Below are 13,329 nucleotides of genomic sequence, written 5' to 3'. Positions count from 1 at the left end.
TGCCGATGAACCAGAGGATCGCATTTGAACGGGGCGAAGTGCCGGTTGCCTTGAGCGGCTGGACAAAACCCCAGGGCACGGCGCGCGAATGGCCCATGCTGACTGGCGATAGCGCGGCCGATGCCGTGGTGATCGGCGCAGGATTGGCCGGTTCATCGCTGGCGCTGCATCTTGCCGATGCAGGCGTCGCGACAACGGTGCTGGAATCCCGCCAACCGGGCTGGGGCGCGTCGGGCCGCAATGCGGGGCACGTCCTGCCGTTGCTGCGCGACCTCAAACTGTTTGAACGTTTCCCGGATGGCGGGAAAAGGTTTCTGGAGTTGTTCCGCCAGCATCTGACGATCCCGTTCGACCTTTCCGCAAAGCACGGGATCGACTCCGACGCGGTACGTTCCGGCTACATCAACGGCATGAAAACCCGGAAGGCGCAGGACGCATTTCTGCGGCAGCATGCGTATCTGGAGCAGGCCGGCATCCAGCGCTCGATCGCGCTTGATGCAGCACAAATGAAGGAAAGGCTTGGCACCACGGCCTATCCGTTTGGCGTGCTGTTTGAAGATGGGGGTCGGGTTAATCCCTATTTGCTGACCAATGGCATGATAGAAACTGCCGCCCGGCTCGGCGCAAAGATCCACGGCAACAGCGAAGCCATTTCTCTGGAACGGGTCGGGACGCAGTGGCGCGTGCGTACGGCGCAAGGCAGTGTTCTGGCCAATCGGGTAGTGTTCTGCACGGCGGCATACCCGACCGACATCGAGCCCGCATTCCAGCGCGCATTCTATCCCCTGACGGCGTTTGCCCTTGCCACCGCTCCCTTGCCGGAGGAGTTGCAGAGTGTTGTCATACCCGGTGGCGGAACGTTCGCGCAGGCGCCGATTGACCTCAACCCGATGGTCCGGGACCGCCACAACCGGCTGATCCTGTCATCCATTCCGCGCCGTGGCCGTGCTTATGATGCGCAATGGCACTTCCAGTCGCAACTGGCCTGGTTGCACAAGGTCTGGCCCGAAACCCGCAATGTTCCAATTGAGCTTGAAAGCTACTGGACTGGACGCGTGGCCATGCGTGACGCCCAGTTTCCGGGCGTTTTCGAGGTCGACTCCGGCGTGTACGGACTTATGTACTTCAACGCTTGGGGCAATGTGCTGGCGCCGCTGATGGGGATGCTGGTGGCACAGGGTCTTGCCACTGACACAATGCACTCCTTGCCATTTCCGCTTGAACGGGCAGAGCCGGTGACAAGACCGCAAAAGCAGGCATGGCTGATCCAGGACATTCTCATCCCTCTGGCGCGAACCGCCCAGAGGCTCGGTATGGTATAGCGGGTGGCAATCTTCCGCCGCAATTGGGTGTCTGGATCGTTGCACGTGGCGGCGCAAGTCGTTCTGCTTTTGCTGCGCGTCGTGCATATGCGTGATGTGCGCTTTGCGCAGCCTCACTAGCGGTTCATATGGAACTTAGGAGAGGTCTTCTACTATGAGCTTCGACGTCAAACCCCTTGCAGGCGGTTTCGGCCGCGAGATCTGTGGCCTCGACATGGCCCACGGCATCGACCCCGCCACGGCCGCCGCGCTCAAGGCCACCTGGCTCGAGCACGGCGTGCTGCTGTTTCGCGGGATCGGCACCTCGCCCGAGGTGCAGCTCGAGCTGAGCCGCTGCTTCGGCGAACTCGAGCCGCACCCGATCGAGAAGTTCCGCCTCGCCGGCTATCCCGAGCTGATCCTGCTCTCGAACGAGGATGGCCCGACCGGCCCGGTCTACGACTTCGACGGCGTGGAGATCACCCAGCGGATTCCCTGGCACACCGACCTCGCCTTCACCACCACCCCCAATGCCGGCGCCCTGCTGCGCATGGTGCGCAGGGTCGAGACCGGCGGGCAGACCGGCTGGCTCGATACTGCCGCCGCCTACGACGAGCTCGACGAGGCGACCAAGGCCGAGATCGCCGATCTCGAGGCGGTCTACCTGTTCCGCACCGGGATCGAGGAGATGCGCTTCAACCAGCAGGGCGGGCGGCGGATCACCCCGCGCAAGGAAACCTATCCCTACTTCCCGCCGGTGGCCAACCCGCTGGTCTGGACCCATCCCGAAACCGGGCGCAAGGTGCTCAACGTCAGCACGCTCAACATCGATCACGTGATCGGCCAGGAGGGCGAGGCTGGCGATGCCCTGATCCGGCGCCTGATCGAGCACACCCTGCAACCGCGCTTCCAGTACGTCCACGAATGGGCCAACAACGACATGGTCCTGTGGGACAACCGTCGCACCATGCATGCCGCCTTCGGCCATCCGGTGCGCGAGATCCGCGTGGTCCACCGCACCACGATCAAGGGCACCGTGGCGATGGGCCGGGTCTACGAGGACGGCGCGAACGCGGAAGCCGCGGAATGAGCGGCCAGTTCGACACCGTCCTGCGTGGCGGCACCGTGATTGACGGCACGGGCGCACCGGCCTTCGTGGCCGACGTGGCGATCACCGCCGGACGGATCGCCGCGATTGGCGAGAACCTCGCCGCGGGGCGCGAGGAGATCGACGCGCGCGGCCTGCTGGTAACCCCCGGCTTCGTCGACATCCACACCCATTACGACGGGCAGGTGACGTGGGAGAACCGCCTTTCGCCCTCGTCGTACCACGGCGTCACCACCGCAGTGATCGGCAATTGCGGGGTGGGCTTTGCCCCATGTCACGCCACCCCCGAGGCACGCGATGCGATGGTCCGGCTGATGGAGGGGGTCGAGGACATTCCCTACCCCGTGCTGACCGAGGGCTTGCCGTGGACCTGGGAGACCTTTCCCGAGTATCTCGCCTTCCTCGCGGGTCGGCCCTACGACATGGATATCGTCGCACTGGTGCCGCATGCGCCGCTCCGCGTCTACGTGATGGGCGAGCGCGGGGCCAATCGCGAGCCCGCGACCGCGGCCGACATCGCCGAGATGTCCCGCCTCCTCGGCGAGGCGCTCGATGCCGGGGCGGCCGGCATCGCCACCTCGCGCAGTCTGTTCCATCGCTCGAGCGACGGCAAGGCGATCCCGACCTACCAGGCGGCCCAGGCCGAGCTGCTTGCCTTCGCCCGCGTCCTGCGCGAGAAGGGCAAGGGCGTGTTCCAGATCGTCGAGGACATCCACCTGCCCGATGCCAGCCTCGCCGCGATGCGTGAACTAGCCGAGACGGCCGGTCGTCCGCTCACCTTCTCGATCGGGACCGGCAATGTCGGGCCTTTCCAGTATCCGCGGCTGCTCGAGGAGCTCGGGGCGGCGAATGCCGCAGGTGCGGTCATGAAGGGACAGATCATGCCCCGCGGGATCGGCATGATCCTCGGCTTCGAGCTCACGCTCAACCCGTTCTACACGACCGCGACCTATGCCTCGCTGGCCGGTATGCCGCTGGCCGAACGACTGGATCGGCTGCGCCGCCCCGAGGTGCGGGCGGCGATCCTGTCCGAACCGGTCGATCCCAATCCGGCGCTGGTGCTCGGCCGGGCCGTGCGCGATTTCGCGCACATGTTCATCCTCGGTGACCGGCCCGACTACGAGCAGCCGCCCGAGCGCAGCATTGCCGGGCTTGCCGCCGCTGCCGGGGTCACGCCGGAGGAATATGCCTATGATGTGATGGTTGCGGGGGAAAGCGGGGGCAAACTCTACCTCGCCATGGCCAACTATGCCGATGGCAGCCTCGATGCCGTGGGCGAGATCATGTCGCATCCCGACGTGGTTTACGGCCTAGGTGATGGCGGCGCCCATGTCGGCACGATCTGCGATGGCAGCTACTCGACCTTCGCCCTGACCCACTGGGCACGGGACCGGGTCCGCGACCGCAAGAGCCTGCCCGACGTGGTGCACCGGATGACCCAGGGCACCGCCCGGATCATGGGGCTCGCCGATCGCGGCGTGCTGGCGCCGGGTCTGCGTGCCGACATCAACCTGATCGACCATGCGCGGCTCAGTATCGGCGCGCCTGAGGTCTGCTACGATCTCCCGGCCGGCGGCAAGCGCCTGGTCCAGCGCGCCGCAGGCTATGTCTTGACCATGGTCGAAGGGCTGCCGGTCTACCGCGAGGGCGAAGCCACCGGCGACCTGCCCGGGCGTCTCGTCCGGCTCGGCTGAGCAGGGCGCCGGATTGCGGGCGAGCGCCGCCGCGGAGTTCAACAGCGTGCGGACCAGCTCGCCCTGGCGGTTGGTGCCGGTCTTGAGAAAGACCGCCTGGAGCTGCGAGCGGATCGTGTGCTTGCTCACCCCGATCGCTGTGGCCGCATCCTCGGTACTGATCCCTTCGGCCAGCAGGCGGCCGAGGCGCGCCTCGGCCGGGGTCAGCCCGAACAGGCGTTCAAGATCGGCGGCGTCGAGATTGTTGCGCCGGGACGGATCGCGCAGCACGATCACCGCGGTCCGGCGCAGCGGTGCCGAAATCGGGGCGTAGGGCGGGCCGGGGCGGATCACCGCCGTCACCGGCAGGTGGTGATCGTGGCGCGAGAGCGCCATCGTGGCATAGCAGTCGGGCCGGCTGGTGGGGCTCTGCTCGCGGGCCTTGGTCCGGACGTGCTGCTTGAGCACCTGCTGTTCGACCGGATGGCGGGCAAAGAGCCGTCTGCCGTTGATCCCGAGCAGTTGGGTGTCCGCGATGATCTCGGCCGCCACCGCGTTGATGTGCATCACGGCACTGTCCTCGTCGACGAGGATGACCCCTGTCTCGCTCGATTCGAGGGCATATTCGGCAATCAGGCGTCTGCGCTCGCTTTCCGCGAGCACCATATAGGCCTCACCTCAAGATTTGTTCGCCAGACAACGCTAAGGTGGACATAGTGGGAACAACCTACGCGACGAGCCGCAACCTGCCACTTGGGTCGTGAAGTGGTCGGTACCCGCCACCGTCTCTGAACGACGCATCCTCCCATAGGTAGTCGCCGGTTAGGCCGATATGTGACCAACCTAGAGGCGAGACATGGGCCAGCAGTGCCTCGTCGATCTCCACCCCGGAATGGCGAATGTAATCGGCAGCGCGGCCAAGATAGAGAGTGTTCCAGTATGCAATGGCTGCGATGAGCAGGTTAAGGCCAGATGCTCGGTATTGCTGGTTCTCGAAGGTACGGTCCGTAAAGCGTCCCTGGCGATTGGTGTAAATTGCATCAGCCAGAGCGTGCCGGGCCTCTCCCTTGTTCAAACCGGCTTGGCAGGCGCGGCGCAATTCTGGCTGTTCCAGCCAGTCGAGTGTGAACAGCGTCCGCTCGATGCGACCGAGTTCGCGAAGGGCGAGGTCGAGCTTGTTCTGCCGACGATAGGCGGAAAGCTTGCGCAGAATGACTGACGGCGCAACCGCCCCCTCACGGATCGACGCCGCCATGCGAACCAGGTCGTCCCACTCTGCCTCGATCGCGCCGACTTTGATCGCTTGGCCGAACAGACGTTCGATGCCTTTATAGGTTGAGTTCGCAGCAATGGCGCCAAGCCGTCGATCGGCTAGGTCGCGCATCCGCGGGACGAAACGGAAACCCAGCAGGTGACACAAACCAAAGACGTGATCGGATGCGCCGCCGGTATCAGTGTACAGCTCCTGCAGCGGCAAATCGCGGGCGCCAAGCATCAGACCGTCGAGCACGTATGGTGCCTCACTGGCGGTGGCAGACATGATGCGCGAACTGAACGAAGCGAAATGGTCAGACAGGTGGGAGTAGATCTTGATGCCGGGCTCGTGCCCGTACTTGGCGTTGATCTCGGCTGCGCCGGAACGAATTCGGCCGGTGCGGAAGAACTGACCATCAGATGATGCGCTGATACCTTCTCCCCAGTTGCGCGCGAACGGCAGCTGGTGATGTTCGCGCACGATCTGGGCCAACGCGGCCTCGTAATTTTCGGGCGAGATGTACCAGTTCTGGGTCCAGGCAAGCTGCGCGTAGGTCACGCCCTGGCTCGCGTTTGCCATACGTTCGACGCCGAGATTTGTGCCATCTGCCAGAATGGCAGCGAGGATGGCTTGAGGTTTGTCGTGTTCCTTGCCCGAGCGGACATCCCGAAATGCCGCGAGGAAGCCGGTGCGCTCGGCAACCTCGAACAGGAGTTCGGTGATCCGGACACGCGGAAGTAGCGAGTCGAGCCTGCGATCCAGAACTTCAGCGTCCAGCGGAGTTGCCGCCTGCAGCGGCACAACCTTCAGTCTGTCGCGAACGAGCGCCACACCAGATAAGCGGCCGGTCCGCAGTTGGTGCGCGAAGTGGCGCAGGCGCCGATCAAGTTCAGCACTTTTCTCAGCTAGATATTCCCCAGCATTCACGTTGATGGGTAAGTCAGCTATCGCGGATTGTGCGGCTTTGCGGGGAAGCAGATAGGCATCAAATCGCTGGTAGGCGCGGGTTCCTTCGACCCAGACATCGCCGGCCCGCAACTTGTCGCGGAGAGTTGCAAGCACTGCAGTCTCGTAGCGCGCGCGGCTGACCTTTCCGCCTTCCGTGATCAGCTTTGGCCACTGTCGATTGGCGAAGGGCATGGGTGGATTTTCCGGCAGGTGCGCGCCACGACTGGCGTTGGTCTGCTTGAGGAGATCGATAGCTGAAAGCAGGTTAGTTCCGCTGCTCGAGGCCTTGAACGTGAACGTGTCGAGGAAGCTGCCGGAAAACCGGCGCAGCGTGGCGTACCGTTCGGTCGCAAGGACCAGGGTGTCTTCTTGGGCGAGATCAGCCAAGGCATCGACGTGGGCGCGCGCGGCCATCAAGCGATGCCAGCCCACCATCTCATCGATCAGGATCAGCGGATCACCGCCGGTTTCCTCCGCCATATCCAATGCCGCGATAGTTGCTCCGAACAGTCGCATGAGTTTGCCGACCGACGGTGCCGTGTCCTGATAACGTCGTTCCTGGCCCCGCTTGGCACGGGTGAACAGCCCACCAATCAGACGCTCGAACATCAGAATCGCGGCATCGGCAAGTCTGACCTCAAGATTGACGACTGCAGCCGCCAGCGTCGCCCTGCGGCGATTGGGGGAATAGTCGGCAAGCAGAAACGGCGGAGCCACTCTGCCTTCACGCACGAACTGGCCGAAGCGGAAGCCTGTCGTCGCCAAGCTGATCCCGGGATCGATCCCGAGCTGCCGTATATACCGCAGGCGTTTGAGCAGCGCGTTCATGTTCTTGGTCGACGGCGACCCGGGCATGTCGCGGAGCCATGCGAGTGGGGTCATGCCCAAGGCAGGCTCGTTGATCAGGAGCGCGTCGAGCAACTCTAACGTTGGGCCGTCCAGCGCGGCAACCATCTCTGCCGCCGCGCGCTTGCGCGCGCGGGCCCGGCCAGCGAGCCCAGACCGTTCGAGGGTGTCCGGAAGAGGCAGGACGAAGCGATCCGCCTTGAGACTGTCCATTAGGGAGCGTGCAATTGTCTCGCCGCGGTCGCTCTGCATGGCTGCCCGGGCCGCCAGTTCGATGGCATGGGCGACGTCGGCTCGCTTGAATGGTTGGAGGCCAAGGTATTCGGCCGCAGTCGAGCTATGATCGGTTCGCGTCTGCGCTCGTTGCCCATAAGTCGCGAATACGTTCGGCGAGACATCTAGCTGCGCAGCCAGGTAGTTGAGCACGGACTCCGGGACGTCCGAGTTGATCCGCAGACCAAAACCCGGGTGCCGCAAGAGCGCGAGGTGTGCAGCAATGCCGAGCCGATTGACAGCGCCTCGCCGCCTTCCGATTAAGGCCAAATCATCGGGCGCTAAAGTGTAATTTCGGATGATCGAAAAGTTGTCGATGCGTGGCAGGAAAAGCCTATCGCGCTCGTCCTGCGCCAGCAGATTGCGCCGCGCCATGATGCACCTCACCAGATTCGGGATGAACTCCAATCGGTCAGGCTAGACCTGCGTGGCAGCGTAGGCATGCATAAAGAATTCCAGTGTGTTCGCCATTTGTCTGACTTAGCGTTGTCTGACGAACAGACCTTGAGGTGCCCCCAGCTTCGGCGCATCCTTGCCTCGCAGAAGGCAGGTGAGGCCAAGCTGCACATACCCGATCCCAAGACCAGGAAACCGGTCGAGATCACGCTGACACCGGCGATGTCCGACCTGTTCCTCGAGTTGCTGCGTCACATCGGGAGCGGGGATACCGTCACGTTCGTGCCGATCCAGCAGATGTTGACGACGCAGCAGGCAGCAGATCTGCTCAACATGTCGCGTCCTTACCTGATCACGTTGATCGAGAAGGGTGACATCCCGCACAGCATGGTAGGACGGCATCGGCGGCTCAAGGCCGAGGACGTGTTTGCGTACAAGGCAGCGCGCGACAAGATTCGTTCGAACGCGATGGACGAACTGATTGCGGACGGCTCGGATCAGTATTGATTAAACCCGAGCGGAACAATCAGACCTGTCGGATGGGTCCGGAGTACCGGCAGATTGTTTCGTCTGATGTGAGCAAAGTAATGCCCTCGACGATCGACTGAGCGATCAGCATTCTATCGAATGGGTCCTTGTGAATCGGAGGCAACTGGGAAATTGCGACGGCATGTTCGCTTGAAATGGCGAGCTCGACGTAACCGTTGTCGATCAACGCCCGGCGCAATACGCGTGCATCGACTGCGAAGTCTTCTCGCCCAAGCCCGTTTTTGATCGCGATTTCCCAGAGGCTGGCAGCGCTGAAAAGCAGTTCGTTACCCTCATCGTTGATCAGTTTCCGGGCGGCAGGCGTCAATCGTTCCGGAAAGCCCGCCGCCCAGAGGAGGACATGTGTATCAAGGAGAAATTTCATCGCTCAGGCTTCGAACAGCGCTTCAATTTCACCCTCGCCCATGCGGTCGAAATCTTCCGGCACGCCCATTTCCCCTTTGAGGAAACCCAGGCGTTTGATCTTGGACGGTGCAGCATTGTCGATTGGCACCATTTTCGCAATCGGCTTGCCCGCCTTGGCGATCACGACCGCATTCCCGCGCAGCACGCGCTCGAGCAAGCGCGACAAATGCGTCTTTGCTTCATGAATGTTGACCGTGTCCATTTCCAGTTACCTTAGCTAAGTTCTATGAACTAAGTCTACCACATCCGTTCGCGTCTGCAAGCTGCTCGCAAGGTGCCTGTTCAATCAGGCTTGCAAGGATTTGGTCGGCCTTGTCCGTCGGCACGAACACCCGCGTCTTGTAGGCAATGATTTCCGTGAAGCAGCCCTTGGCCTTGAGCTCGGGGATGCGCGCGGCTTCGGCATCGACAATCTCGATCCTGCGGGAACCGTTCACTCGCGCTGTGCGGATCGTGAAATTGAACGGATGCGGCGCCTTCCACGTGCCCCCGCCGAGAATGGCGGCGGCAATCTTGGCCGGATCGGTCTGCGCCTTGCGGGCAACACCGAGCTTCTCAAGGGTCGCATCGACGTAGAGGTCGTGGACATGGCGGCCGAGCCAGGAGGCGCCGGACTTGTCGACGATGCGGTTGACCGTGAGGTCTTCCTTGGGAAGCGCGCCCCAGATCGGCAGCAGCAGCCCCGTTGCGAGATAGACGGTCTCGGTGACAAGCTGGCTTTCGTCGGCTGCGTATTCTTCCTCCCACAGCGCGCTGAACCTGGCCTTGCTGACGGGCTCCCAGGCGGACTCGTGGAGCCGGTCAGCGCGGAGGTACTCGCTGCGCAGCGGCCGCACGAGTTCGTAGCGGCGGATCGTGTGGCCCTCCTCGTCCATGTGCGAGGGTGCCGGAACCGCGAGCGCGACCTTGCCCGACTTGTCATTGCGCAGGAACAGCGGCTGCTCCTCATAGGATACCATTTTCAGCACGCGCTCGAGCGAGAGGACCTTGCGCCGCTGGGTCAGCGACAGCTCAAGCAGGTGCGAGGTCGCGCCGGTCACGGGGTCGGTCCGGATCACCGTGTCGGACAGCACCTCGCAGGCCTCGACCGCCACCATCTCAACCCCGATGTCGAAAGTCCCGGCTTCCTTTGCAGCGGAGACGCGGGTTTCAACAAGGGTCAGAAACTCGTCGAAGATGGCGTTCTGGACGGCAATCTTCATGGCGAGGATGCGGTTGAGCCAGCGCTGAATCGGAGGCAGGTCCTCGCGCAGCACGCCGTCCTGGTCGGTGAGCTCGAGCCCGCTCACCCGCTGGAACTCGTACAAGGTCGTGCTCTTGAGCTTGGCCGTCGCCAGTAGGCCGTACCAGTCGTGCAGCGCGTGCTTCGCATAGATGCTCTCGAGGTTGTCGGAAGCATCGAACATCCCCTGCCCACCGGTCTGGCGCTGGCCGCGGGTCAACGCGCCCAAGGCATCGAGGCGGCGCGCGATCGTGCTGGTGAACCGGGCTTCGCCCTTGCAGTCGGTGGTGACGGGGCGGAACAGCGGCGGGCAGGCCTGGTGCGTGCGGTGGGTGCGCCCCAGGCCCTGAATTGCCCGGTCTGCGCGCCATCCGGGCTCGAGCAGGAAATGGACCCGGCGCTGCTGGTTCCTGGCATCAAGGCTGGCGTGATAGCTGCGCCCCGTGCCCCCCGCATCCGAGAACACGAGGATGCGCTTGGCGCCGGTCATGAACGCAGTGGTTTCAGCAAGGTTGGTCCGGGGTGAGCGGCTTTCGAGGCGCTGCTGGCCCGAACCATCACGAACGAGGCGCTTGCTGCGCCCTGTCACTTCGGCCACCGCAGTCACGTCGTAGTGCTCGAGCAAGGCATCGAGCGCCGTCGGGATCGGCGGCATGGCGCAAATATGCTCGATCAGGGCGGCCCGCGCGGCCTCGGCCTGCGGATTATGGACCGGATTGCCTGCCTGGTCCCACATTGGCCGCGAGCGCACATCACCGAGCTCGTCGGTATATTCCTCCATCTGCCGGGTCGGGAAGGCCCGGGTGAGGTAGTCCACGATTGCTTCCCTGGGCGAAAGGTCCAGTTCCAGCGCTTCGCGCTCGTCAGGATCGAGCTCCTTGAGCCGCCGGTTGAGGATCGATTCCGCGGTACTGACCAGCTGAACGACGACGCTTTCGTCGTTCGCCAGATGCTCGTCGATCGCGGGATAGATCGAGGGCAGCTTCAGCGAGAGCAGGACTTGCGCAAAGAAGCGCTGCTTGGTCCCCTCGAACCGGCCGCGGGCCGCCGCCTTGGCGCCGCTGTTGAGAGTCCTGTTCTCGAGCCCATCGACGATGCCCGTAAGTTCGAGCGCCGCTTCGAGGTTTTGATGGATGATCGTCCAGGCCTCGCAATAGGTGTCGTAGATAGCGATCTGCTCAGGGGTCAGGTCATGGCGCAGGATTTCGTACTCTACCCCCGCGAAGCTCAATGCCCGGGCGAGGTAGAGCCCGGAGGCCTTGAGGTCGCGCGCCACCAGTTCCATTGCAGCAATCCCGCCGTCGCGGATTTCGCTGATGAACTGCTCGCGGGTTGCAAAGGCCGTGCCCGGCCCCCACAGGCCAAGCCGGACCGCATAGGCGAGGTTGTTGACGTCCGAAGCACCGGTTGCCGAGGCATAGAGCACGCGGGCGCGCGGCAGCGTGTTCTGGAGCACCACGCCGGCGATGCCCTGAAGCGAGCCCTGCTTCTGGCCTAGTGCCCCTTCCCCGCCTGCAACGCCACCCATTTCGTGAGCTTCGTCGAAGACGATCACGCCTTCGAAGTCTTCACCGGCCCAGCGGACGACCTGGTCGAGCCGGGTATCTTCGACGCGCGAGCTGCGCAGCGTGCCATAGGGTACGAACAGGATTCCTTCGGGCGCGGTAATCTCCTCGCCGATCTTCCAGCGGGCAAGGTCGAGAATGTCGGATGGCAATCCGCCGATCGCGGTCCAGTCGCGCTGCGCGTCTTCGAGCAGCGGTGCATTCTTCGAAATCCAGATGTGTCGGCGATTGCCCTTGAGCCACTGATCAAGAATGCAGGCCGCCGCCTGCCTCCCCTTCCCTGCCCCGGTGCCATCGCCGAGGAAGAACCCGGTGCGGTAGAGCGCACCTTGAGGATCCTCCTTGAGCGCAACTTCGCCGGCGGGATGGCGGAAGCGGCCATGGAGATCGCGGCTCCATGCCTCGCCTGCGTAGATCACGGTTTCTAACTGGGCGGCAGAAAGAAGCCGTGCCGTCACGGTGCGTTCGGGTAGCGAGGGCACGTAGCGGGGTTTCGGCGCGGCGATCGAGGCCATGGCGGCAGATTCGACGAGGTGGGTCGGATGTTCGCCAGCGTCCGCGATCACCAGGCGCGAGGGCCGATAATCGGCATAGACCCCGCGCTGCTCGCCCATGGCCGCAGGTTCGGCCAGCACTTCATAGTCGACGGGGCGGACCTGATTGGTCTGGGGAGCTCGCACGATCACGGGCCGGGCTGGACCTGTCTTCACCGAGCGGAACAGGCTGAGCCTTGGTCGGGGGGCTGCCGCCTGCGTCGGGTGGCGCAGCGTCGCGCGCAGTGGCACGGTTGGCAACGCGGCGAAGAGTTCGCTAACCAGGCCGCGATTGATCGTGGACACGCTGATCTCGCCCGGCACCTTGTCTATCACCAGCACGCGAACGGCGATCCCGGTGCCGTGCTTGGCATAGCCGCCCTTGTCCAGACGGAGCGACAGGACAACCCGTGCGCCTTCGAGGGAGCGCCGAAAGGTTTTCTCGTTCCTCGCTGTGGGCGAAAACCAGTCCGGCATGATCGCGACGATCCGGCCACCGGGCAGCAGATGATCAAGTGCGGCGCGCAGGTGCCTCGCGGCCGTACTCTTGTCTTTCCCGCGCGATTGCGACACCGAGAAGGGCGGGTTCATCAGAACAACGCTCGGCCGTTCTGTTCCGGAAAGCCGCGCGTTGAGGTTCGCACCGTCGTGGCGGTAGACCTTCGTGCCCGGAAACACGGCCTCGAGCAGGTCGGCGCGGGTGGCTTCGAGTTCGTTGAGGACCAGGTTCCCGGCTACGCGCTTGGCAAGTGCCGCGATGATCCCGGTGCCTGCGCTCGGTTCGAGCACCATGTCATCGCTGGAGAGCCGCGCCAGATGAACGGCAAGACAGGCCAGCGCCGGCGGCGTCGAGAACTGCTGGAACTGGATCTGGTCCTCGCTGCGCACCGTTTGCGTTGGCAAGGCTTGGGCAATCGCCTCGAGCGCGCTGATTGCAGCTGCCACTTCCATCGGGCCCACAAGCTCGGGAATTGCCAGGGAAAGAGCGACTTCCAGGGCCTCGAAACTGTCGCGCTGCTGCCACGCGCCCTGGAAATCGCTGCCTCCTGCGCTTTTGGTCATGGCCTCGGTGAGCGTGGCCCTGCTGATCGATGCTGCAAGAAGCAGTCTGTCGGCAAGGGTGCGCGCAGCGCCCATAATGGCACTGGCGCGAGCATGCGTGGCGGTCATGGTTCTCTCCGGGGTTTGCTGCAAAGGCCTGAAGCCGGCAAGGCGGCGTGCCTGCTCCTTCCCCCCTCCCCTCCCCCGCGTCGTG

General features: G+C 63.7%; 9 protein-coding genes. 5 read left to right on the top strand and 4 right to left on the bottom strand.

Going from position 1 to position 13,329, the window contains the following annotated elements; genetic code table 11:
- Positions 1-5 precede the first annotated feature (5 nt).
- The 4 genes from C7W88_RS21460 (at position 6) to C7W88_RS21445 (ending at position 4,799) form a co-directional block, all read left to right on the top strand.
- Positions 6-1,322, top strand: coding sequence for an FAD-binding oxidoreductase (locus C7W88_RS21460; RefSeq protein ID WP_118075571.1), 1,317 nt, complete (start codon positions 6-8; stop codon positions 1,320-1,322).
- A 154-nt stretch (positions 1,323-1,476) separates the two neighbouring features.
- A complete protein-coding gene (locus C7W88_RS21455) occupies positions 1,477-2,391 on the top strand; it encodes a TauD/TfdA family dioxygenase (protein ID WP_118075569.1) in 915 nt (304 codons plus the stop codon).
- Entirely contained in the window at positions 2,388-4,103 is a 1,716-nt protein-coding gene (locus C7W88_RS21450; protein ID WP_118075567.1) for an amidohydrolase family protein, read from the top strand. The genes C7W88_RS21455 and C7W88_RS21450 overlap by 4 nt, the downstream gene beginning before the upstream one ends.
- A 117-nt stretch (positions 4,104-4,220) precedes the next feature.
- On the top strand, positions 4,221-4,799 hold the full coding sequence (locus C7W88_RS21445) for a hypothetical protein (RefSeq protein WP_118075565.1): 579 nt from the start codon (positions 4,221-4,223) through the stop codon (positions 4,797-4,799).
- Between the two features lie 10 nt (positions 4,800-4,809).
- Here the strand turns inward: C7W88_RS21445 and C7W88_RS21440 are convergent, their stop codons facing one another.
- A complete protein-coding gene (locus C7W88_RS21440; RefSeq protein WP_118076021.1) occupies positions 4,810-7,779 on the bottom strand; it encodes a Tn3 family transposase in 2,970 nt (989 codons plus the stop codon).
- A 111-nt stretch (positions 7,780-7,890) separates the two neighbouring features.
- Between C7W88_RS21440 and C7W88_RS21435 the strand changes: the two genes are divergently transcribed.
- Positions 7,891-8,307 (top strand): helix-turn-helix domain-containing protein, encoded by a 417-nt coding sequence (locus C7W88_RS21435; RefSeq protein WP_240345020.1) that lies wholly within the window; start codon positions 7,891-7,893, stop codon positions 8,305-8,307.
- 19 nt (positions 8,308-8,326) lie between these two features.
- Here C7W88_RS21435 and C7W88_RS21430 read toward each other — a convergent pair whose 3' ends face one another.
- From C7W88_RS21430 to C7W88_RS21420, 3 genes are read right to left on the bottom strand one after another with little or no spacing between them, the layout of a single operon-like run.
- Positions 8,327-8,713: a type II toxin-antitoxin system VapC family toxin gene (locus C7W88_RS21430; protein WP_118075561.1), complete on the bottom strand. Its 387-nt coding sequence runs from the start codon at positions 8,711-8,713 to the stop codon at positions 8,327-8,329.
- A 3-nt stretch (positions 8,714-8,716) separates the two neighbouring features.
- Positions 8,717-8,956: a type II toxin-antitoxin system Phd/YefM family antitoxin gene (locus C7W88_RS21425; RefSeq protein WP_118075559.1), complete on the bottom strand. Its 240-nt coding sequence runs from the start codon at positions 8,954-8,956 to the stop codon at positions 8,717-8,719.
- A gap of 22 nt (positions 8,957-8,978) precedes the next feature.
- Positions 8,979-13,244, bottom strand: a complete 4,266-nt coding sequence (locus C7W88_RS21420; protein WP_118075557.1) for a strawberry notch-like NTP hydrolase domain-containing protein — start codon at positions 13,242-13,244, stop codon at positions 8,979-8,981.
- Between the last annotated feature and the right edge of the window lie 85 nt (positions 13,245-13,329).

It is taken from the genome of Novosphingobium sp. THN1 (genome assembly GCF_003454795.1).
Classification (GTDB): Bacteria; Pseudomonadota; Alphaproteobacteria; order Sphingomonadales; family Sphingomonadaceae; genus Novosphingobium.
This window is presented reverse-complemented; position numbering and strand designations above follow the sequence as displayed.